This window comes from Baaleninema simplex PCC 7105, from assembly GCF_000332355.1.
Taxonomy (GTDB): domain Bacteria; phylum Cyanobacteriota; class Cyanobacteriia; order Cyanobacteriales; family Geitlerinemataceae; genus Baaleninema; species Baaleninema simplex.
The window spans coordinates 3,338,875-3,361,580 of the sequence record NZ_KB235958.1; the positions used below are offsets into that span (position 1 = coordinate 3,338,875).

The 22,706-nt window shown below is 54.2% G+C and carries 20 protein-coding genes; 11 read left to right on the forward strand and 9 right to left on the reverse strand.

Translation table 11 applies throughout. The features are described 5' to 3' along the window. Positions 1–178: 178 nt before the first annotated feature. The gene (locus GEI7105_RS37490; RefSeq protein ID WP_144053847.1) at positions 179–391 is read right to left on the reverse strand and encodes a hypothetical protein; all 213 of its coding nucleotides are present in this window, start codon (positions 389–391) and stop codon (positions 179–181) included. 125 nt (positions 392–516) lie between these two features. Between GEI7105_RS37490 and GEI7105_RS0117045 the strand changes: the two genes are divergently transcribed. Then, positions 517–1,740, forward strand: coding sequence for an RNA-guided endonuclease InsQ/TnpB family protein (locus tag GEI7105_RS0117045; protein WP_017661642.1), 1,224 nt, complete (start codon positions 517–519; stop codon positions 1,738–1,740). 141 nt (positions 1,741–1,881) lie between these two features. After that, complete coding sequence (locus GEI7105_RS0117050) at positions 1,882–3,129, forward strand: lipid-A-disaccharide synthase-related protein (protein WP_026097734.1); 1,248 nt, start codon at positions 1,882–1,884, stop codon at positions 3,127–3,129. Between the two features lie 35 nt (positions 3,130–3,164). Here GEI7105_RS0117050 and GEI7105_RS0117055 read toward each other — a convergent pair whose 3' ends face one another. Further along, a complete protein-coding gene (locus tag GEI7105_RS0117055) occupies positions 3,165–4,427 on the reverse strand; it encodes a hypothetical protein (protein ID WP_017661644.1) in 1,263 nt (420 codons plus the stop codon). A 595-nt stretch (positions 4,428–5,022) separates the two neighbouring features. Between GEI7105_RS0117055 and GEI7105_RS0117065 the strand changes: the two genes are divergently transcribed. Next, entirely contained in the window at positions 5,023–6,771 is a 1,749-nt protein-coding gene (locus tag GEI7105_RS0117065) for an ABC transporter ATP-binding protein (RefSeq protein WP_017661646.1), read from the forward strand. A 47-nt stretch (positions 6,772–6,818) separates the two neighbouring features. Here GEI7105_RS0117065 and chrA read toward each other — a convergent pair whose 3' ends face one another. Next, the gene (gene chrA, locus GEI7105_RS0117070) at positions 6,819–8,051 is read right to left on the reverse strand and encodes a chromate efflux transporter (RefSeq protein WP_017661647.1); all 1,233 of its coding nucleotides are present in this window, start codon (positions 8,049–8,051) and stop codon (positions 6,819–6,821) included. 126 nt (positions 8,052–8,177) lie between these two features. Between chrA and GEI7105_RS0117075 the strand changes: the two genes are divergently transcribed. From GEI7105_RS0117075 to GEI7105_RS31030, 3 genes are all read left to right on the forward strand, one after another. Continuing rightward, positions 8,178–8,951 carry a MotA/TolQ/ExbB proton channel family protein gene (locus GEI7105_RS0117075; protein ID WP_017661648.1) on the forward strand — a complete coding sequence of 258 codons (774 nt, stop codon included), beginning with the start codon at positions 8,178–8,180 and terminating at the stop codon, positions 8,949–8,951. A gap of 33 nt (positions 8,952–8,984) precedes the next feature. Then, a complete protein-coding gene (locus GEI7105_RS0117080; protein WP_026097735.1) occupies positions 8,985–9,416 on the forward strand; it encodes an ExbD/TolR family protein in 432 nt (143 codons plus the stop codon). A gap of 88 nt (positions 9,417–9,504) precedes the next feature. Further along, a complete protein-coding gene (locus tag GEI7105_RS31030) occupies positions 9,505–9,987 on the forward strand; it encodes an ExbD/TolR family protein (RefSeq protein WP_017661650.1) in 483 nt (160 codons plus the stop codon). A 67-nt stretch (positions 9,988–10,054) separates the two neighbouring features. Here GEI7105_RS31030 and GEI7105_RS37500 read toward each other — a convergent pair whose 3' ends face one another. Continuing rightward, the gene (locus tag GEI7105_RS37500; protein ID WP_026097736.1) at positions 10,055–11,365 is read right to left on the reverse strand and encodes a hypothetical protein; all 1,311 of its coding nucleotides are present in this window, start codon (positions 11,363–11,365) and stop codon (positions 10,055–10,057) included. Between the two features lie 433 nt (positions 11,366–11,798). On the opposite strand from GEI7105_RS37500, the gene pstS reads away from it, so the two are divergent. The 4 genes from pstS to pstB all read left to right on the forward strand — a co-directional run bounded on the left by pstS (position 11,799) and on the right by pstB (position 15,726). Further along, a complete protein-coding gene (pstS, locus tag GEI7105_RS0117095; protein WP_017661651.1) occupies positions 11,799–12,848 on the forward strand; it encodes a phosphate ABC transporter substrate-binding protein PstS in 1,050 nt (349 codons plus the stop codon). 95 nt (positions 12,849–12,943) lie between these two features. Further along, positions 12,944–13,927: a phosphate ABC transporter permease subunit PstC gene (gene pstC / locus GEI7105_RS0117100; RefSeq protein ID WP_017661652.1), complete on the forward strand. Its 984-nt coding sequence runs from the start codon at positions 12,944–12,946 to the stop codon at positions 13,925–13,927. A gap of 11 nt (positions 13,928–13,938) precedes the next feature. Further along, positions 13,939–14,850 (forward strand): phosphate ABC transporter permease PstA, encoded by a 912-nt coding sequence (pstA, locus tag GEI7105_RS0117105; protein ID WP_017661653.1) that lies wholly within the window; start codon positions 13,939–13,941, stop codon positions 14,848–14,850. A 24-nt stretch (positions 14,851–14,874) separates the two neighbouring features. Then, entirely contained in the window at positions 14,875–15,726 is an 852-nt protein-coding gene (pstB, locus tag GEI7105_RS0117110; protein WP_017661654.1) for a phosphate ABC transporter ATP-binding protein PstB, read from the forward strand. Between the two features lie 16 nt (positions 15,727–15,742). On the opposite strand, the gene GEI7105_RS33645 is transcribed toward pstB, so the two are convergent. The 4 genes from GEI7105_RS33645 to hpnA all read right to left on the reverse strand — a co-directional run bounded on the left by GEI7105_RS33645 (position 15,743) and on the right by hpnA (position 20,188). Beyond that, positions 15,743–16,540 (reverse strand): DUF2135 domain-containing protein, encoded by a 798-nt coding sequence (locus GEI7105_RS33645; protein WP_144053849.1) that lies wholly within the window; start codon positions 16,538–16,540, stop codon positions 15,743–15,745. A gap of 25 nt (positions 16,541–16,565) precedes the next feature. After that, complete coding sequence (locus GEI7105_RS0117120; protein ID WP_026097739.1) at positions 16,566–17,225, reverse strand: NAD(P)H-binding protein; 660 nt, start codon at positions 17,223–17,225, stop codon at positions 16,566–16,568. A gap of 247 nt (positions 17,226–17,472) precedes the next feature. Beyond that, positions 17,473–18,495 carry an adenosyl-hopene transferase HpnH gene (gene hpnH, locus GEI7105_RS0117125; RefSeq protein WP_017661657.1) on the reverse strand — a complete coding sequence of 341 codons (1,023 nt, stop codon included), beginning with the start codon at positions 18,493–18,495 and terminating at the stop codon, positions 17,473–17,475. A gap of 673 nt (positions 18,496–19,168) precedes the next feature. Continuing rightward, positions 19,169–20,188 (reverse strand): hopanoid-associated sugar epimerase, encoded by a 1,020-nt coding sequence (gene hpnA, locus GEI7105_RS0117135; protein ID WP_017661659.1) that lies wholly within the window; start codon positions 20,186–20,188, stop codon positions 19,169–19,171. A gap of 155 nt (positions 20,189–20,343) precedes the next feature. On the opposite strand from hpnA, the gene nblS reads away from it, so the two are divergent. Then, positions 20,344–22,374, forward strand: coding sequence for a two-component system sensor histidine kinase NblS (gene nblS, locus GEI7105_RS0117140; protein WP_017661660.1), 2,031 nt, complete (start codon positions 20,344–20,346; stop codon positions 22,372–22,374). Here the strand turns inward: nblS and GEI7105_RS0117145 are convergent. Further along, complete coding sequence (locus GEI7105_RS0117145; protein WP_017661661.1) at positions 22,360–22,704, reverse strand: zinc ribbon domain-containing protein; 345 nt, start codon at positions 22,702–22,704, stop codon at positions 22,360–22,362. The two genes, nblS and GEI7105_RS0117145, sit on opposite strands and share 15 nt — an antisense overlap. Positions 22,705–22,706 lie beyond the last annotated feature (2 nt).

The following is a 22,706-nucleotide window of genomic DNA, read 5'->3' on the forward strand; positions in this document are numbered from 1 at the left end:
GTTATCGAGGCTTGTGAGGTCGGTCGCACTGCCTTAACCCGAGTAAAGCTGTTTAACGACCGACGACAGAGCAACAAGCTGGCTAACTCGTCGGTGTCGTGACCTCGATAACGGAGTCCGTAAAGGACTTAGCCTGGTCAACTCTCGGGCTTTTCAAGCCCGCACTGTACCCGAAGGGTCAGTGTCGGGTCGTTGACTTTAACGGCGGAGAGAGATCGTCTCCATCGCAAGTATATTTCTTAGGGATGGCGGTGTGGACGGTGAAGGCAGTGCTAGAAAGATTCATCGTCGGTACGGTGTCGTCTACAACTTCGAGGGTGGCACGATCGCCACTGGCTTCGCAAGCCGTCAGCATTAAGCCCGTCGAGACCTTGGGAGGGAAACAAATCATCGAAAAATTTGGGTTTGAAACCCCGCCCCCTTCGACTTGGCTCAGGGCAAGCCTTCGACTTAGCTCAGGGCAGGCCTTCTAGGGCGGCTTTAGAGTACACTGGCATTAGTGTCTAAACTGTCTAAATGGCACTTCGAGCATTCCGATATCGCTTCTATCCGACTCCCAAGCAAGAGTCTCTCTTGCGCCGAACCCTTGGGTGCGTGCGGCTCGTCTACAACAAAGCGTTGGAAGCGAGATCGCAGGCGTGGAAAGAGCGACAGGAGAAGGTAGGATATCGCGAAACCTCGAAGATGCTGACGCAATGGAAGCAAGAAGAGGAGTTGCAGTTTCTTGGGGAAGTAAGTTGCGTTCCTCTCCAACAAGGATTGCGCCATCTCGATAAGGGATATTCCAACTTTTTCAACGGAAGAGCCAAATACCCACGGTTCAAAAAGAAACGGAATGGAGGTAGCGCCGAATTTACCAAATCGGCGTTTCGTTGGCGAGATGGTTCTCTGTATTTGGCAAAAAGCCAAGAACCGCTCGAGATCCGATGGAGTCGCCAACTCCCCAAAGGAGTAGAACCCTCCACCATTACGGTGCGACTCGAACCTTCGGGACGCTGGCACGTCTCTATCTTGGCGGACGACGACACCATTAAACCGCTTCCCCAGTCCGAGAAAAGCGTTGGTGTCGATGTGGGAATCGCCCATCTCGCCATCACCAGCGATGGAGAAAAAACGGAAAATCCCCGCCATCTGACGAAACACTACAAACGCTTGAGACGCGCCCAGAAAGCACTCTCTCGTAAGATGAAGGGTTCTCGGAATCGAGAGAAGGCGCGTCGTAAAGTTGCTAAGATTCACGAAAAAATCAAAGATTCTCGGAGCGACTACCTGCACAAACTGACAACCCGCCTGGTGCGTGAAAACCAAACCGTCGTGGTGGAAGACTTGTCGGTTAAAGGGATGGTAAGAAATCCCAAACTTGCCAAACACATCTGTGATTGTGCGTGGGGAGAGTTGGTTAATCAACTGGACTATAAGTGTCAGTGGTACGGACGAACTCTCGTCAAGGTAGACAAATGGTTTCCGAGCAGTAAGTTGTGTTCGAGTTGCGGACACAAAATGGGTTCGATGCCGTTGGATGTCAGAGAGTGGGATTGTCCGAAATGTGGGACGGTTCACGACAGGGACATCAACGCAGCACGAAATCTTTTGGCGGTGGGACACACCGTTACAGCCTGTGGAGCGAGTGTAAGACTTGAAGGACATTGTTCTAGAGAGCAACTGCGAAAAACCCGTAAGGGGAAGAAACAGGAACCCAAATCGCGAGGTTTGGGAATCACCGTCCTTCCAGGGCGGTGAGGATGTCAAAGAAACACCGAGACCCCGAAGTCCCGTGTCGTGCAACGCAGCCACGAGCAACAGCGAGAGCGTCTCAAAAGCGTCTACAACCCTCAAAATTGATATACCCTGGAAAACGTCGTCTTGGAGATTGAGTTAGGCGTGAAGCTACTGTGCTTGAGTAACGGTCACGGAGAAGACGCGATCGCCGTACAGATTCTGCGTCGCCTCCAACAACATCACCAAGCCCCAAAACTGGCAGCACTTCCCCTCGTCGGCGAAGGCCGCGCCTACACCGACTTAGACGGCGTACCGATCGTCGGTCCCGTGAAAAAAATGCCCTCGGGTGGGTTCGTGTATATGGACGGACGACAACTGTGGCGAGACGTGCGCGGGGGATTGTTAGGACTGACGTTAGCCCAGCGGCGCGTCGTCCGAACCTGGGGACGAGAAGGCGGCGCGATTTTAGCCGTCGGCGATATCGTTCCGTTGTTGTTGGCGTGGATGAGTGGTGCGAACTACGCCTTTGTGGGAACGGCGAAATCCGAATACTACCTGCGCGACGAGATCGGGTTGCTCCCTCGGCGCACCTGGTTTGAAAAACTCGAGAGTTGGTCGGGATCGGTATACTTACCCTGGGAACGGTGGTTGATGACCCGAAAACGTTGTCGGGCTGTATTTCCTCGCGACGGCTTGACGACCCGCTACTTACAAAAATTCAACGTTCCCGCCTACGACTTGGGCAATCCCATGATGGACGGATTGGACGCCGAAACCGTCACCAACGCCGAAGAAACCCATCGAGTCTTGACGATCGCCTTAATGCCGGGGTCGCGATCGCCTGAAGCCGAACGCAACTGGGAACAAATCGTCAAAACCGCCGCGATCGTGCGAGACGATCGCCCGAGTCGCGCGATCGCCTTTCTGGGAACCATCGCCCCCGGACTCGATCTCGATCCCTTCTGTCGCGTTCTCGAAACATACGGGTGGCAACCCAGCGAAAGCCGATCCCCGGTGTCCGTGTCCGATCCCGAAGCGCGACGTTTTACGCTGGGCCAGGCGACCGTCGTTCTGACACAGCGAGCGTTTGCCGAATGTTTGTATCGGGCCGATCTGGCGATCGCGATGGCGGGAACCGCGACCGAACAGTTCGTGGGTTTGGGGAAACCGGCCATCGCCCTGCCGGGAACGGGACCGCAATACACCCCAGCCTTTGCAGAAGCCCAAAGTCGCCTGCTCGGATCGTCGCTCGTTCTGCTCGATCGCCCCGAGAAAGTCACCGACGTTGTCGAACAGTTGCTCGGCGATCCTGACTGGCTGCAAGCGATCGCCGAAAACGGCCGTCGCCGCATGGGAGACGCCGGAGCCAGCGATCGCATTGCCGACTACATCATGCAGCTGCTGAGTTGAGGCGATCGAGCTGAAATGCGATCGCCCCAAACGATCTAAGGATTGGCAAAGGTGTTAATTTCCCCGTTGCCGATGGCGCGTCCCGGTGGCGTCCGGGGAACCGAAAACTGTTGGGGCGGTGCAGTGGGATAGGCGTAAGGCGTCGTACCAGTCGTCGAAGGCGTCGTCGCGCCGTTTCCAGACAAACCCGTGCCAGAATTCACGGAAAACGGATTGCCCGTAGGCGTTCCGTAGGCGTTGCCGTTGTTTCCGTTGAAGTTTCCATAAGGATTGACGTTCTCAGCGGTCGTCGGAGGCGTCGCCCCAAACGTCGGACGCCTGTACGTCGGTGCGGGGACGTTCGAGGGAGACGTACTTGGCGTTCCCGCCGACGGAAGGGCGTAAGGGTTGTTATAATTTCCCGAATTTCCTGCCGAATCGGGAGCGATCGCGTTGGGATTGTAGGGATAGCCGGTAAACGCCGGTAGCGTCGAACCCGTAGAAGTCTCGTCCGGCGTCGAGAACGGTGCGGGGGTGGCAAAGGGGGGCAGCGTCTCCGCCGAAGTTGCCCGCTGGCGTCTGTCAGAGTTGGAGGCGTTGCGATCGCCCGTCGCCCCGCCGTCCTGTCGGCTTTCCGCCGTTTCTTCTTCAGTCTCGTCAGTCTCCGCCGAACGCTGGCTGTCGTTCGTTCTCAAATTTGGCAGAGACGCGCCATCGAGGTCGAACTGTAAAAAATTCGTCAACGAATCGTTTGGTGGGGAGTCGGCGGCGTTTCCTGACGTGGTAGCAGAAAACAGGTTCGATCTCGCACTGCGATCGGATGGCGTCTCTTCCTCGTCCGAGGTTCCCAAAGACCCAAACGGTGAAAGATTGGCAAATATATTCGTCTCGGAAGCGTCTTCGGAATTCGAGGAACTCCCCGGAAGCTCGTAGTCCGCCGCCATAAGTTCGAGTAGGCGATCGATATGTTCTCGACGTTCTCGAGCTTGTCCGCTGTCGGGAACGGGAGCGGGGGCGGGAGATTCCTGTTGCGCGAGGAGACTGCGGAGAACGTCCGAACTATCGATATCTGCGGCGATTTGTGCGTCTTCGTCAGAAACTTCTCCTTGCCATTCCGATCCGAGAGCCTCTGAAATCTCCACTTCGCCTTCGTTTTCCGCTTCCACATCAGTCGGGGAGTTCAAGCGTTTGGCATATTCCCAACCCACGCCGAGAACTAACGCAACCCCCAAAGCAGACAGCCACACCGACGGACGCGACAACGAGCGGAGTCGGGCGCGTAAGATGTGGATCGAGTTCGGCAAGTGTTTGATGGGCATCTTTTACAGTGAACCGCGAACAGTGAGCAGTGAGTTATCAGTTGTCAGGGGTGTGTGGGGAGTTCCGAACCTTGTATTTTTTAGGGGCGATCGCGATCGTAACGGGCGAATCGCTGTTATATCGAGTATCGCTTCTATTGTAGCCGTTCTAAAGTATTCGTATCGCAGGGAACGGGGAACAGTCACCAGTCACCAGTCACCAGTGAAGACAGGGAACGGGGAACGGGGAACAGGGAAAAGTGATGATGAGGAGGAGAGGAGATGAGGAGAGGGTGCATCTCACTTTCGTAAATACACAAGTTCGGCAATTTGTCAATATTTTCCTCAAGGACTGCTAGAAGGGGATTTACTCCTTTAAGTATTTATACTTATCGCAGAATTGAGATGCACCCTGAGGAGAAACTGTTGCCTGTCTTCCCTCTTCACTCTTCCCTCTTCCCTGAAGAAGCTCCCCTTCTCCCCCTCTCCCCTTCTCCCCCTCTCCCCTTCTCCCCCTCTCCCCTTCTCCCCCTCTCCCTCTCCCCGGCTCCTCCAAAAATCGAGCCTGCTTTAAGATAGATGTCTAGCCCGTAGCCCCGTCCTCGATCGAACTCCGATGACTCGTTCCAAACTCGACAAACTGTTTTTCTATCTCAAGCCGCACTGGAAACAAGTAGCGTTGGGAACTGTCGCCTTACTCGTCGTCAACGCGTTGGGGGTGTACATTCCCTGGCTGATTCGCAACGGGATCGACGAGTTGCAAGTGACCTTCAGTTTCGATCGCATTCAGCACTACACGATTCTCATTATCCTCCTCGCCAGCGTCATGTGGGCGATTCGGGTGGCGTCGCGGATGTTGCTGTTCGGGATCGGGCGTCAGGTGGAATTCGACCTCAAACAGCGCATTTTCCAGCATTTGTTGCACTTGGATGCAGGCTATTTTTCCCAAAGTACCATTGGCGACCTTATCAACCGCGCCACTAGCGATGTAGATAACATTCGCCGCTTGTTAGGATTTGCCGTTCTCAGTCTGTTGAATACTTTGTTCGCCTATGCCCTAACGCTTCCCGTCATGCTCTCGATCGACGCGAGACTGACGGCGTTCGCGGTGGCGGTGTATCCAGCCATGTTTATTATCGTTTGGCTGTTTAGCGGACGGTTGCGAACCCAACAACTCGACGTTCAGGAAAAACTCTCCCGCGTCAGCGAACTGATTCAAGAGGATATGAGCGGGATTTCCCTGGTGAAGATTTACGGACAAGAGCAAAACGAGCGACGGGCGTTTCGCCACGTCAACGAACAGTTACTTGAAAGTAATTTAGCCTTAGCGAGAACCCGCACGATTCTATTTCCCTTTTTGCAGGGGTTGGCGGGAGCGAGTTTGTTGGTGTTGTTGGCGTTCGGGGCTGGGAGTATCGCCGACGGTGCGATCGACGTGGGAGACTTTATCGCGTTGATTTTGTACGTGGAACGGTTGGTATTTCCGACGGCGTTGTTGGGCTTTACGCTAACGGTTTACCAACGGGGGGAAGTGAGTATCGATCGCATCGAAGCCATTTTCACCACGGAATCGAAAATTCAAGACGCCCCCGATGCGATCGCTCTTCCGCCCGAGGAAACTTTGGGACGTCTCGACGCCCGCCATCTGACGTATACCTATCCCGGTGCGGAAACCCCCGCCTTAAACGACGTGAATTTCGACATCGAACCGGGGGAAACTATCGCGATCGTCGGTTCCATCGGTTCGGGGAAATCTACCCTCGCCAGTGCGGTTCCCCGTGTTCTCGATATCGACGCCGAACAACTGTTTCTCGACGGGTACGACGTGACGAAACTGCGGTTGCAGGATTTACGGGGGGCGATCGCCGTCGTTCCTCAAGATAGCTTTCTCTTCAGTACCACAATTCGCGATAACATCCGTTACGGCAACCCCACCGCCGAACAGTTTGAAGTCGAACGGGCGGCGAAACTCGCCCAAATTCACGAAGAAATTCTCAACTTCCCCAAACAGTACGATACTGTCGTCGGCGAACGGGGCATTACGCTCTCGGGGGGACAGAGACAGCGAACAGCATTGGCACGGGCGTTGTTGACAGATGCCCCGATTTTGATTCTCGACGACGCCCTCTCCAGCGTGGACAATCAAACCGCAACGCGGATTTTAGAGGAACTCTCGGCGGGAACGCAACGTAAAACGGTGTTGTTTGTGTCTCACCAGCTTTCGGCGGCGGCCACAGCCGATCGCATTTTCGTGCTCGACGAGGGCAAAATCGTCCAAAACGGTAGCCATCAAGCCCTAATCGAACAGCCGGGGTTGTATCGATCGCTCTGGGAAGAACAGAAACTCGAAGCCTTGTTGCGGTAGCCCAACCCCCAGTATGTCCAAGATACTGGGGGTCTGCCAGTTCGCGGTTAAATCCACCCCACCAACAAGCCAATGGCAGCCCCCGCCACAATCAACTGCCAAGTGGCGACTTTAAACCGCAACAACGCCACCATCGCCGCGATACCAATACATCCGGCTAACACCGATTTCCAGATCGTATCCTGAGTCAGCGAGGCTTCGGCTAAGGGGATGGCGGCGGCAGCGATCGCCCCGAGAACGGCAGGAGTAACGCCTTTCAAAAACGCTTGAATCCAGGGATTTTCCCGCAAGCGCAACCAAAACGGCATCGCCAGCATAATGAAGGCAAAGGAGGGGAAAAACACTCCGACAGAAGCCGCCAACGCCCCCAAAAAACCAGACACTTTATAGCCCACAAACGCCGCTGTGAGGACGACAGGGCCGGGACTCAACTGTCCGATCGCCACGCCGTTAATAAACTCTTCTCGCGTCAACCATTGCAGGCGATCGACCACCTCGAATTCGATCAGAGGAATAATCACCAATCCCCCACCAAAAATCAAACTGCCGACTTTCACGAAAAACCAGACCAGCGGCAATCCAAAAATGGCAATGCGTTCCCACCCCCAAAAACTTTCAGAAACCAAAGTTTGAAGGGCGTTTGAATTGTTCGCCGTTCCCCAAACTGTCGGTAAGGTGGGGGCTAACCACGCGGCGTTCGGTTTTTGAGGTGCGTATAAATACAAACCAAACGCTCCTGCTAGCAGAAACAAAATTAAAACGTTAATATTGGCGAACCACATCAACAGAAAAATAACAATTGAAATGACCCAACCTGCCCGAGTCGATAGAGTTTTTCGGGCTAACTTCCAACAAAATCCCAACACGATCGCCGTGACGATCGGGGAAATTCCTAAAAACAATGCCTCGATTTGAGGCACGCCTTGAAACTGAAAATATCCCCAAGATAACGCCACTACAATTAGAAACGCCGGGGCGATAAAACACAACCCCGCCACTAACGCCCCCAGTTGTCCGGCACGAATGTATCCAGTGTAAATGCCCATTTGCGTCGAAGCTGGCCCCGGCAGCATCTGACACACCGCCAGTCCTTCTGTAAACTGCTGTTGTGTCATCCAATTTCGACGCACGACGGCTTCGTTATTAATCATCGCGATGTGGGCTTGGGGGCCGCCGAAGCCAATGCTTCCGAGTTTTAAAAACATCCCGGCTAAAGACCACAAACGCTCGAACAGCGTTACGGATTCAGAAGTTTGTCGATCGTTAGATGGAACGGTCATATCAATTACTTAACCTAATCTTGTTCGAGTCTTAGTCGAATTTTAAACTCATCTTAACAGCAAAAAACACCGAATACCGCTAATCTATCCACTAAAAAGTTTGTATATTTAAGTTTTCAGAAACTGATGTATCTTTTAGTATATTTTTTAGCAGAAACGTCACCTGACGTACAAGAGACCGTTACTGAAACTGCCCCTCAACTAATCGACGAATTCCTCAAAGGCGGCCCGGTCATGTGGCCGCTGCTGGGATTGTCCGTGTTGACGCTGGCTACAGCACTCGAACGCCTCTGGTTTTGGATTCGCCTCGTCAGCCAAGAAGACCGCATCGTCCACGACGTTCTCGACGCAGCGCGGTACGATTTGGCGAAAGCGTCTGAAATTGCCGAGTACGCGCGATTTTTAGCCATCGGACGCTTTTTGCTGGCACCGTTGAGACTGCGCCACCCCACCCCGGAAACCTTTCGTCTGGCGATGGAGTCGGCGGCGGATAAGGAATTCGTCAAAATGCGAAAAGGCGACAAGCTGTTTGAAACTGTAATCGCCATCGCCCCACTGCTGGGGTTGTTGGGAACGGTGACGGGGTTAATTCGCACCTTCGACAACCTCAACGTCGGCGGTGGCGGATCGGCTGAAGAAGCGACGAAAGCCGCTGCGGGGATTGGGGAAGCTTTGATTACCACAGCCGCCGGCATGATCGTAGCCATTCTCGCATTGTTAGTGTTTCGCTTGATGGTAACGTTGCAAGCGCAACAAATGGACTATTTCGCGCAGGTGGGAAGCGAAATGGAGTTGATTTACCGTCAGTTTTGGTACGAACCCCAGTCGCACGCTCGTCCTCCCGCGTTACCGAGTACGACATCTCGCTCTCCAAACAATCGATCGTCCGACGACTATTAACGGTTTCAACTCAACGACGCTTTTGAATATTTTATGCGATCGCGCAACAGCCAAGACCGATCTTCTAAAGTGCCTCAAGTCAATCTCACGCCCATGTTGGACGTACTCATGTCCGTTTTGACCTTTTTTATTATTTTGTCGATGAGTTTGACCGGACAAGGAATTTTCGACGTCGATTTACCGAAAGTGAAAGACGGAACGGGGGCCGGAGGTGAAGGAGCTGAAAAACCCGAAGCGATCGAACGGTTCGTACTGGGGTTAAACCGCGACGGAGCGATTATTTATCAAAACGAAGCGATCGAACCCGAAGACGCGATCGCTCGCCTCCAAACATTTCTCGCCGAACATCCCGACGGCACGGTGACGCTCAACGCAGATCGCACGCTCGATTACGCCCAAGTCGATCGCCTGCTGCAACTCCTTCAAGAAAACGGAGAAACCGAAGTCTCTCTAGTTATCGAATAACGTCATTCAGCCACTCAAAAATTCTCCGCGTCCTCTGTGCCTCTGTGGTGAATTTCTCCGATCCAGGTATCACAAAAATTTTAAAGCCATGAATCGCTTTTCAATGTTTAATTCTCGACAACGTGCCTCGTCGATGCCAGACATCGATTTAACGCCGATGTTGAATTTAATTATGGTCGTTTTAGCATTTTTCGTGTTGGTATCGATGACGCTGACGGGAGAACCCGACGTGGTAGATGTGAGGCTACCAGGTGACGAACGAGCCAATCGCGATCGCGACAACTCGTTACCCCTCAAAGTCAAAATTGACGAATACGGCGGCTTAACGGCCGACGATCGCGCGATCGATCGCGACAAACTCCTCCGACAAATTCCCGCCTATTTAGCCAACAACCCAGAAAGTGCCGTGTATTTGATCCCGCATCCCGACCTTCCTTACGAAGACGTAATTCGGTTGCTGTCCCAAATGCGAGACGTGGGGGGAAATCGCGTCGCGTTAGCGATCGGAACTGACGGAAATTCCCGATCTGACACTGTATCGGAAAACGTTCCCGAAGCGGAGATCGAGTAGTCGGACTTCCCTGTGACCGATCGCGCCGAGTCGCCGAAAGCTCGAAACCAACAGCGATATACCGCACTTAAGGCGGTGTCGTGGATGTAAAGACCGCGTAAGGTTGAGTTCCAGGGCTTCCTGGCGGGTGATACGCCGGTGCGAAAATCACGTAACCTGTAAACGAACCGAGTTGGGCTTCGATCGCCCCGACGCCTTGATATTGCGTGGGACGAACGGAGAAATTACGTTCCTGCAACCGCGATGTCACAGTTGCTCGAAGCTGTTCGAGGGACGTTTGGAACATTGGCACCGTCACCCCTTTGGGAGTATAGCGAGAGGGATCGCAGCAGAATTGAGTCGCCCCGACGTCTAACTCCACGCCGCGAAACTGAGACAGCGTCAGATCGTTTCCGGCGGCGTCGATAGCTCGCTCGAACGTGCGTTCTTCAACGGAAATCGATTCGGCATCTTGCAGCGCAGCGAGTTCTAAGATCGGTTGTGGGGCGCGGAAAATTACCGTTTTGTTTTGGTGAAAGACTAAATGTAAAAATTGCGGCGCGATGCCTTCAGCTTGGGGGGAGAGCTGAAAAATCCTGAAGTTCGGCTCGTTTTTGACCGGGGGCGCGATCGTGATTTGGCGATCGGGTAGCGCACCTGCGTAAAACTGATAGACTCCATCGATGTCGCTCGAAACGTTTCGGGCTTCTGCATCGCTAGCATCGGAGAGTAATCCTAACGATCCGACGGCGGCATTGGGGGGAAAGGGAAAATCGTTAAACGGGTCTTCTACCGTCGTCCCTCGACCGGGATCGGGAGTCGGACTCGGGGTCGGTTCCGGTGTGGTTTTGGTTACGGGGGTCGGGGTGGGATTTGGCGTCTCCTCAAATGTCGAGGTCGGGTTGGGGGTTGGCGTGGTGGTCGGAGCCGCCGTTGGGGTTGGCGTGGGGGAGGGTTGCAAACTCGGTAGCGTGTCTGCGGTGGTGGGGTCGGGATCGGGTGGCGGTGCGATCGCGGGGGATTCGGTGGGGGGAGATTCGGGGGGTGGAGTTTCCGGCTGCGTGGTTTGCAGTTGCGTAATGCGGACGGCTTCTTCTTCGAGGGTCTCTTCTGTTTCTTCGACGGTTGGGGCTTCAGTGGCGCGATCGCTCGGCGAGGGTAACGTCAACAGCCAGTAGTGGAACGCGACGGCGACAACGAGCAATGGTCGAAAGAGCGCCCATCGCACGGGCTTCGGAACGCTGAGAAGGGCTTGTTTGAGGGGTTTTGGGGTCTGAATCCTCGAGAGTTTACGTACGGGAGTCCAGCAAACGCTCGCGACCCGATGCCAGTCGATGAGGGGGGTTTCGTCGGGTCGAGACTCCCGCTCGGATTCCCGTTCGGACAGTTTCCAGTTCATAGGAGAGGGGGTGGGGTTTTCGATGTCTCTCGAAGGGCGATCGCGCGATTCAATTCTACGAGTTGAATTTCTAAAGAGTCAGGTACAGAAACCAAGGGCGATCTGAGGGTTGTAAAAGCCGTCGATCGCAATTTATAACATTGAGCTACAGGTTAATTTACAAATTCTTTAGAGAATTGACAAGAACGAAAAAAATGATGGTTCCCAAAACACTGAAATTGTCGAGAACTCAGAATTTTACTGAAAATCGGGTTTTCAAAATAGTAAAATAATCGTATAGAAAAAACACACACAAAATTTTTTAACCCAAACCCAACCTTTAGTTAAACTAATATTAATATTAGGCTTACACTCCGTTAAATCCTGTCCTTTATTGTGAACCACATTCAGCCCCAACTCGCTCGAATCTCCAGAATGTGAGGACAGAAATAACATGATTTTTTCTACCGCAGTTTGGCGTCGCGTCGTTACCGTTTCAGCCGCGACGCTTGCCATGTCCGTCGGGTCGATCGCTCAAGCCGTAACCCTCAACGGAGCGGGGGCATCTTTCCCCAAACCTCTCTACGATCGCTATTTTTCCGAAATCCAAACCCAAACGGGCATTCAAGTCAACTACGAAGCGATCGGTAGCGGCGGCGGAATCCGCCAGTTTATCGCAGGAACCACCGACTTTGGCGGCACCGACGCACCACCGAGCGAGGAAGAAATCGCTCAAATGGAAGACGGCTTAATCTTAATTCCGACCGCTGGCGGTGCTGTAGCCGTGGTTTACAACCTTCCCGGCATCGAGAACTTGAACCTATCGCGGGACGTATTGCCCAAAATCTTCTCTGGGGAAATTTCCCGTTGGAACGACCCCGCGTTAGCCGCAGCAAATCCCGGCGTCAGCCTCCCCGACCAACCGATTCGGGTTAGCGTTCGTGCCGACGGTAGCGGCACCACCTTTATCTTTACCCGTCACCTGGCCGCGTTGAGCGGTAATTTCGTCGCGACGAAGAGTCCCGACGAGTGGCCTTCGGCAGCGAACGTCCAAGGGGGTCGCGGTAACTCCGGCGTCGCCGCCCTCGTCCAACAAAACGAAGGTGCGGTCGGTTACGTTCAAGCCAGCTACGCCGCCGAAAACAATATGCAGTACGCTCTCCTCGAAAACGCGTCGGGTCAGTTCGTCGCGCCGATTCCCGTGGCCAACGCCGATCGCGCGTTAGAAAACATGGAATTTTCCACGGCGAACAATCGCTTCATTCCTCAAGGCTTAGAAGATCCCAGCGAAGGCTACCCCATCGTCGGCGTGACTTGGTTGATGCTCAAGGAAAACTACGAGGACGCCGAAAAAGCCGAAGCCATCCAAACCATCGTCCAGTGGATTTTAAACGACGGCCAAGACATCAACGGCGAACTGCAATACACCCGCATTCCCGGTTCGGTCGCGCAAGCCGCGATCTCTGCTGTAACCAACGGCATTAACGCGACGGCGAGCCGCTAAATCGCGTTCGTTCTCCTCAATGGAATTCGAGATTTCATGGGGCTTTCGGGGACATCTCTCCAACGAGGTGTCCCTCAACCGTTTCAATCAAGAAAATGATACCGAGTCGATCGCCTGCCTCCGAAACCCTCTCTCACCCCCTCGATCTCACTCAACCTGACAGCAAAACCCGTTGGCTCGAAACGGCCTTCGTCCTTCTCGCCTGGGGTTGCGCTCTCCTAAGCGCCGGAACGCTCTTTTGGATCGCTCGCGTCGTTTACCAAGACGCACGACCGGCGATCGCAGAATTCGGGCTGGAATTTTTATGGGGCCGGGAGTGGAGTTCGACGCGGGAAGTATTCGGGGCGCTGCCCTTCGTGTACGGAACCCTCGTCACCTCTGCGATCGCGCTGTTGCTGGCGGTTCCTTTCGGTTTGGCCGTGGCGATCGTCACCAGTGAAACCATTCTGCCTCAATGGGTGCGATCGCCCGTAGCCTTTCTCATCGAACTGATCGCCGCCATTCCCAGCGTCATCATCGGACTGTGGGGCATTTTCGTCCTCGTTCCCTTTCTGATGCCGCTACAGCGATGGTTACACGAAACCCTGGGTTGGATTCCCCTATTTGGGAGCGAACCCTTCGGACCGGGACTGTTGGCGGCGGGAGTGTTATTAGCCATCATGATTTTGCCGACGATCGCCGCAATTTCGAGAGATGTTCTGTTGGCGATTCCCCCAGAGTTACGAAGCGCCTCGCGATCTCTCGGGGCGACGCGCTGGGAAACGATCGTCCGAACGTTACTCCCTGCCGGGAGTGCGGGCATCATCGGCGCGATCGTCCTAGCGTTGGGTCGTGCCTTGGGGGAAACGATGGCCGTGACGATGGTGATTGGAAACGCCGTCCGCATCAGTCCGTCGCTGCTCGATTCGGGATACACGATCCCTGCAATTTTGGCCAACCAGTTCGCCGAGGCACTCAAACCGATTCACATCGGCGCGTTGATGTATTTAGCGTTGATTTTGTTTGGCTTAACGCTCGTCGTCAACGTCATCGCCGTGGTGTTGGTGCAGTGGGTCAGTCGCCGGGCGATCGTTCGATAACTGTTGAAACGATGACTCATTTCGACCGTACAGACATGGAATTATCCGACCGGGAACTCCCCGATCTCGACTTACAACAGCCGCTATCGCTACCGCGTCGGTTGTTTGAATACGGAACGACCGCGATCGCACTGGGATTAACCGTCGTCGCACTACTGCCCTTGTTCGCCATATTTTGGCAGATCGTCAGTCAGGGATTGCAGCATTTAAGCCTAGAGGTGTTGGTTGCGCTGCCGGCACCGGTGGGGATGGAAGACCAGCCGAACGGCTTCGCCAACGCCATTCTCGGCACGATGATGATGGTGGGTGTCGGGGCTTCTGTTAGCGTGCCGTTTGGGGTGATGACGGGAATTTTTCTCTCGGAATTTGCCGGAGGAACGGCGATCGCCAACGGGATTCGTTTTGCGGTCAAAATCCTCAGCAGCGTCCCCTCGATCGTGGTGGGGGTGTTTGCCTACGCCACCATCGTTTTAGCGACGAAACAGTTTTCTGCCCTAGCCGGTGGGTTTGCGTTAGGGGTCATTATGCTACCCATCGTGACGCTCACCACCGAGGAAGCCCTCAAACTCGTTCCCGACACCTACCGTCTCGCGTCGGCGGGATTGGGAGAAGGGCGCTTTAGTACCACTTTTCGCGCGGTGATTCCCAACGCACTGCCCGCGATCGTCACGGGGGTTCTTCTGGCCGTTTCCCGAGCGGCTGGAGAAACAGCCCCGTTGATTTTTACCGCGTTGTCGAGTCAAAACTGGCCGCAAGGGCTGCTGAGTCCCACGCCTTCGTTGTCAGTGTTGATTTTCAACTACGCCGATTCGCCCTATCGCGAGCAGAACGCTCTGGCTTGGACGGCAGCGTTCGTGTTGTTGGCGATCGTGTTGCTCGTGAACACCATTTCGCGACAAGTTACGCGCAAGCATTTGAAGTAATACGTCTGAATTCACACGCTGACGATGGCATCTGAAGAACGAACTCCCTACGATCGCGCCCTAGAACCGGAAATACGCGACGTTTCGATAGAATTGTCCGAGCCGCCTCCCTCGACGGCGATCGAAGTGCAGAACTTACACTTTCATTACGGTCGCCGAAAAGTCCTCGAAGACATTTCGATCGACATTTACCAACACCACATCACGGCAGTTATCGGCTCCTCGGGATGTGGGAAATCGACCTTTCTCAAAGCCCTCAACCGCATCGGCGAAATTGAAGGAAACGTCAACGTTGCGGGGTCGGTTCGCTTTTTCGGACAAGATATCTACGATCGCCGCGTCAACGTCAACCGACTGCGCCGCCACATTGGGATGGTGTTTCAACGTCCGAATCCCTTCCCCATTAGTATTTACGACAACGTCGCTTACGGCGTGCGGCGGTTGGGCCGGTCGCGAGTTCACCTCGACGAAATCGTCGAGTCTGCCCTGCGTCGAGCGGTGTTGTGGGACGAAGTCAAAGAAGATTTGAAAAAATCGGCCTTGGGGCTGTCGGGAGGACAACAGCAGCGACTCTGTATCGCTCGAGCGTTGGCGATCGAGCCGGAAGTGCTGTTAATGGACGAACCCTGTTCGGCTCTCGATCCGATTTCAACAATGAAAATCGAGGAGTTGCTGCGACAGTTGCGATCGCGATACACCATCGTCATCGTGACTCACAATATGCAGCAAGCGTCTCGAGTCTCGGACTACACTGCATTTTTCAACACGGACGAAAGCCGCATCGGACGACTGGTCGAATTCGGGCCGACCGTGCAGATCTTTACCTGCGCGGCGAACTCCAGCACCCGCGATTACGTGGAAGGGCGATTTGGTTGAAGCATGCGTCGAACCGTTACGGAAGCGAAAACGGGAACGTAATTGTGGGTTCGGCATCGCTCACCGTTCCCGTTTCCGTGCGCGTTTCCCCCTGAGTCAAAATCGTCAGCTCAAACGAAATCGGTTCCGAAGACGCCGCGCAGCGGATAAACAGTGTCACCGACACCACATATTCCCCCTCTGGAGCGCCCCCAGTCGGCCAAAAGACGTTTTCGACCGGGTTCGAGGTGGAATCCATACATCCGGCGTTCGAGTCTACGTCGAGCTGTCCCCCCGAAGCTACCGAGGGATTGGCAAAAAATGCCGTGTTCCCCTCGGGATCGGTGACGGCCAGATCGAGATCGTCGGTGGTGTCCCAGCGTAACGTGACCTGTACGTCTCCGGTACCGAGAACCGGTTCCTCGCCCGGCGGCGGTTCGGCGGGGATGGTGTTGAAACCGAGGAGGTCGCGCGTGTTGGGATAGTATCGCGCCCAACGGGTGACGTCTGGGTCTTGTCGCCAGCGATCGCGGCGCACGTCGATCGAGAGCAGGGGCGCGACGAGACCGTTATTTTCCCCCATGACGACGACCGATACATCGCTGACAACGATGTCGGTGTCGAACAGTCGTTGAACCTCCCGTTGAGCGAGGTCTTCAGCCCGTTGTAACATTTGAACGTAAGATTCTCCCGGCTCCCGTTGGAGTGGAAGGTCGAGGCGTTCGGTGACGGCGAGGATACGAGGTGGGTCGATCGCCGTCGAGATCGTCGAGTTGACGGTTCCGGCCGCGATGAGGGTCGCGAGACTCCACGGTACGAATCGATTGACCAACACGGTTGTTTCTCCCTGATTTGAGACGTCAGCCAACGCCCGCGAACAGTTGTGCGATTTCAGTTTTCGGGGCGTCGGCCTTGGCGACGATCTCGACAATTTTATTGCGAGCGTCGGGACAAAACACCGCTTCGACACAGACGCGAGCGACTTTCGAGCGAGGAATGCTCCCATCGAACAGACTGTCGGCCGATCGCATGACGATCGAGGCGGAACTGTCTTCGTTTTTCAATCCCCCCGGACGCACGATCGTATACGTCAAACCGCTTTTTTGCAGGTATTCTTCGGCTTGTTTTTTCCAGTACAACACCAGCCAGAACAGATTGAGGGGATGGAAAAACTGGGACACGCACAGGGAACTGACGAGAACGAACTGTTGAATGCCTTGGTCTCGGGACGCATCGACGAGGTGTTTCGTTCCTTCGTTATCGACTTTGTAGGGACTGGTGGGATCGAGACTGGGTTTGGCACCGGTGGCACAGAAAACTACTGTGCTGTCGCCGATAGCGTCGGGGAGGGTGTCTGGTTGGAGAACGTCTCCCGTGACGAGTTCGGCTTGGGGAGGGAGAAGCTCTCGAGCGCGTTCGAGGTTACGGACGAGGGCGCGAACGGGAACGTCTCGCTGGACGAGTTCGGCTACGATGCGGCGTCCGGTTTCTCCGGTGGCTCCTGCGACAAATGCTTTCATGGGTTCGTCGGGCAAAATGACCTCACGTCGTCATTTTACTGCGATTTTTTGCATAGTCAGTTCGGAAGAGCCCGAAGTGTTTGAGTCGGGGGAAGTTGCGCCACCGAACCATCTAGATCGAACAGACTCTGGATTGGGGCGCAACTTACTCATTTACCTTTCGATCGCTGCCGTTATCCAAATCGTAACTCGGTTAGACCAAAGGAGTTGGAACGGAAACTTGAGGTTTGACACGAGATTGAGTCTCTCAACGCGCCATTCCGAAGACGCTGCCGAGCGATCGCACCACGTTCGCCGGTTCCATCGAATCCATCGCCGCCGTCGGTTCGTAACCGCAGTGAACCATGCAATCGGCACATTTCGGGTTACCGCTCTTGCGTCCGTACTGGCTCCAATCGGTACGGTCGAGCAGTTCTTGGAAGCTGTCGTAATGCCCTTCATCGAGTAAATAACAGGGTTTTTGCCAGCCCAAAACGCTGTAACTGGGACTTCCCCAAGGGGTGCAGTCGTAATCTTTATACCCCATCAAAAAGTCTAAAAACAGGGGGTTGTGGTTGAAGTTCCAATTCTTTTTACCGGCTTTGAACGGTGCGAGAATCTCCCGAAACAGGGCTTTCGTGCGTTCCCGTTGCAAAAAGTGGTCTCGATCGGGCGCTTTTTCGTAGCTGTAACCGGGAGACACCATCATTCCATCGACATTCAACTCCGCTAAGAAATCGAAGAATTCTTGCATTTCTTGGGGATCGGTTCCCTCGAATACGGTGGTGTTGGTGGTGACGCGGAAGCCTTTCGCTTTGGCGGCGCGAATGGCGTTGATGGCAATGTCAAACACGCCCTCGCGATCGACGCATTTATCGTGTTGGTCTTTTAAACCGTCCAGGTGAACGCTAAATGTGAGATAGGGAGACGGTTGGAATTTATGCAGGAATTTTTCCAGTAAAATCCCGTTGGTGCAAAGGTAGATAAACTTTTTGCGATCGACCAGTCCCGCCACGATTTCGTCGATTTGCGGGTGCAGCAGCGGTTCGCCACCGGGAATCGACACCACGGGAGCGCCACATTCTTCGACGGCGGCGAAGCATTCTTGCGGCGTCAAGTTTTGTTTGAGAATCTCTTTGGGATGCTGGATTTTGCCGCAGCCGGAACAGGCTAAGTTACAGCGAAACAGCGGTTCGAGCATCAACACTAGCGGGAACTTTTTACGTCCTTTTAAACGCTGTTCGACGAGATATTTTCCGACGGCGACAGCTTGTTGGATTTGAATAGACACAGTCTTCCTCCTCTCACCGATTTAGGGAGTTTTTTATGGTTCTAGTAAGCCAGGCGATCGCAAATTTTGCAAATGCCAATCTATCTGTTTTACTATTGTACTCAGATCGAATGTTGAAATCGAGTATGTAGCTCTATTATTTCAAAATTTCCTTCGTATTTGAGATTATTTGTGACAGTTTTTTGACTGTTTTGAATTTTGAAAAAGTCTTAAAAATCGAATTTCAGAGCGATTTTGTTTTAAATTTTGAGATTCGATCGCTGGATTTTACGAAAATACGAAAAGCCCTCGACTCCCCAGCCGTCACTAAATCTGTAAATCTCATTATAATCCCGTTGTCTCTCTAGGATCGGAACTTTTGAACAAAATTAGCCCTAACCCCCACATAGGAACAGGTGGGCGACGAATTGCCAACGAACCTATGTTAGAATTGCCCTATCCTGAGCGGTACGGCAAAGGGCGCAACGAGATTGCGAACCACCTGGAGGCACGACCTCTCAGCGAAAGCGAAACCCAACCTATAAGTCCTCTGAGTCGGTTCGTACAGGTCGGACTCTAGGCGAAAGAAATTAACCAAAAGCCCCATAGCGGAAACGACTTGGGGGAGCAGTCCAGCCAAAGTTCTGGCGGTTCGGCGAGAATACCGCCTGTCGGGAGGGATAAGCCCTTCTAATTAAGACACCGCCACCTCGCGGGACGCAGGTGGAGGAGTATTCATATTCACATGAAACCACTGCACCGCCTCGCGAATTGCCCCGTCGATATCCGATTGCGGCAAACCCAACTCTCGCACCGCTTTCGAGGCGTCGTAATACATAGGTTCGGCGGACATTCGCACGCCGTCGAGGGGAACCGAGGGGGATTTTCCCAACCGCGCCAATACCATTTCGTCGAACCACGCCACTGTCAGAGGCAGCCAGAGGGGAATCGTGCGTTTGGGGGCGTCTAACCCCGCGATCGCAGCGAGCTTGTCAAGAAATGCTTTTAAAGTCAGGTTTTGATGGCCGAGAATGTAGCGATCGCCCGTTTTCCCCCGTTCCAAGGCGAGAACGTGACCTCGCGCCACGTCCCGCACGTCGATAAAATTCAAGCCCGTATCCACGTAAGCGGGCATTCGCCGTTGTAGGACGCGTAAAATAATATCGCCCGTGGGCGTGGGTTTGATGTCCCCCGCACCGATGGGAGTGCTGGGGTTGACGATGACGACATCTTGTCCGGCGGCGACGGCGCGATCGGCTTCTCGTTCGGCGTGGTATTTCGATTGTTTGTAAGCACTAATCAGCTTCTCGACGGGACTTTGAAAGGTTTCGTCGGCGAGTTGTCCGTGGGGTTTGACGCCGATCGCGGCGACAGAACTGGTATAGACGACGCGATCGACCCCCGCATTGCGGGCGCAGATTAGGACGTTACGAGTTCCGAGGACGTTGCTACGGTAGAGGCGATCGCGATCGCGCTGCCACAAGGAATATTCCGCCGCCACGTGACAGACCGCTTGACAGCCTCGCATCAACGCTTCCAAACTGGCATCGTTGAGATCCCCTTTGACCAATTCCACATCGAGACCGCGCAGATTGTCGAGGCGACTGGTGGGGCGAACGAGCGCCCGTACCCCGTAACCTGACTTTAAGAGCGATCGCACGACGTGAGATCCGACAAATCCCGTTCCGCCGGTCACAAAAACTGGCTCGACCACAAAAACTTCCCCTCGAGTTCGATCGACTATCTTACCGTCGAAACCGTATTAGACTGTCCGAAACGGTGGTTTTCGTTCGCGCGAATCTGCCTCAAATCCCAGATCGTGGCAGAATATAATCGTAAAAATTGTAGCGAAGTTTTAATAGGCTCCCCTTGCTGACTCTACTGAGACAGATCTCGAACGCGATCGAAAGCTGGTGGTCGGAGTTTACGCTCCAAACCAAACTGATGGCGGCGGCAACGCTTGCGGTCTCCCTCATCGTGAGCGGCTTGACGTTTTGGGCAGTCAACACCATCCAGCAAGACGCTCGCCTCAACGACACGCGCTTCGGTCGCGACTTGGGGTTGCTTCTGGCGGCCAACGTCACACAACTGGTCGCCGACGACAACAAACACGAACTGGCTCGGTTTTCAAGTCAGTTTTATAGCAGTACCTCGAGCGTTCGTTACATCATCTACGCCGACGAAGACGGACAAATCTTTTTCGGCATTCCCTATTCCGAGTCTACCGTTCAAAATTCCCTGACCATTCAGCGGCGGATTCACCTTCCCGAAGAAGCCCTGCGATCGCGATCGCCGTTCGTTCGCCAACACCACACGCCGAACGGCCAAGTGACCGACGTGTTCGTCCCCCTCTACGACGGCAATCGCCCCTTGGGAATCATGGCCGTAGGCATCAACCCCAACCCCACCGTCGTCACCTCCTCGGGACTGACACGGGACGTGACCATTGCGGTATTTGTCTCCATCTGGGTCATGGTGATTCTCGGGGCGGTGTTCAACGCCTTAACCATTACCCGCCCCATTAAAGAGCTACTCGTTGGCGTCAAAAACATCGCCTCGGGGAACTTCAAACAACGCATCGATTTACCGTTTGGCGGCGAACTCGGCGAGTTGATCGAAAGCTTCAACGAAATGGCGGAACGCCTCGAACGCTACGAAGAACAAAACATCGAAGAATTAACCGCCGAAAAAGCGAAATTAGAAACCTTGGTGTCTACCATTGCCGACGGTGCAGTGCTGTTAGACACCCACATGAACGTGATTCTCGTCAATCCCACGGCCAAGCGGATTTTTAGCTGGGACGATCGCGATTTAGTGGGAACGAACGTCCTCCATGCTTTCCCGGCGGCGATTCAAGTGGAGTTGACGCGGCCGCTGTATCAAATGGCAAAAGGCGAACGAGACGGTGGCGAATTTCGCGTGACGCTGACAGAACCCACGCGGCGCACCATTCGTATTTTAGTGACGACCGTACTCGATCGCGACCGGGAAAACGTCAAAGGCATTTCCATCGCCGTCCAAGACATCACCCGCGAGGTGGAACTCAACGAGGCAAAAAGTCAGTTCATCAGCAACATTTCTCACGAACTGCGAACGCCGTTGTTTAACATTAAATCCTTTATCGAAACCTTACACGAGTACGGCGAAGATTTAAGCGAAACTGAACGACAAGAGTTTTTAGAAACCGCCAACCACGAAACCGATCGCCTGACGCGACTCGTCAACGACGTTCTGGACTTGTCGCGGTTGGAGTCCTGTCGGATTTACCACCTCGACCCCCTCGACATCGCTCAACCCATCGAGCAAACCCTGCGAACCTACCAACTCAACGCCAAAGACAAAGGGATCGAACTGACGCAGGAAGTCGAACCGGATTTACCGCTAGTTTTAGGACATTACGATTTGCTGTTGCAGGTATTTGCCAATTTAGTGGGAAACGCCCTGAAGTTTACGCTGTCGGGGGGACGGGCGATCGTGCGGGCGTATCTGTTACCTCCCCCCACCGAAAACGAGGGCAGCCACGCGATCGAAGGGGCAACGCGTTACGTGCGGGTGGAAGTGTCCGACACGGGAATCGGTATCGAACCGGAGGATCGAGAAGCCATTTTCGATCGCTTCTTCCGAGTCGAAAACCGCGTTCATACCTTAGAAGGAACGGGGTTAGGACTCTCCATCGTCCGCAACATCCTCAACAAACACCACAGCAGCGTTCATTTAGCCAGCGAGGTGGGGGTCGGGACGACGTTCTGGTTCGATCTCGCCGTCGCTGAAGATTTAGAAGAAACTCACCTCGCCACACCGCAGACGACCTCCCACGAAACCACCACAGCAACCGCCCCTGAAGATGCGACCGAAACCTCTCCCCAAACCGTCTCGAACAGTACTTCACAGGGTAGCTAAGACGAAGCTGAGAACGAGGAGTCCGAGAACCGGCCACAACAGTCGGTAGCGTCGATACCAGGGCGTTGGTCGTTTCCAGGGAGGAAGCGTTTCCGGGGCGATCGCCTCTTCGACGTTGTGATAGAGCGTGCAAGTCTCGGCGTAGGGACGCTGGGGAAAGTTACAGGTATCGTCGTGGTGATAAGTGCAACTCGAGCAGAGAAATCCGTCGTCCGTCGCCCGGTGTAAGGGAATACCGGGATGTCCGAACGCCTTGAGTGGATAGCGACAGTGGGGACAAGAAACTGCGTCCTCGCGCACGGGGCGATCGCATTGGGGACAACTCGCCATCT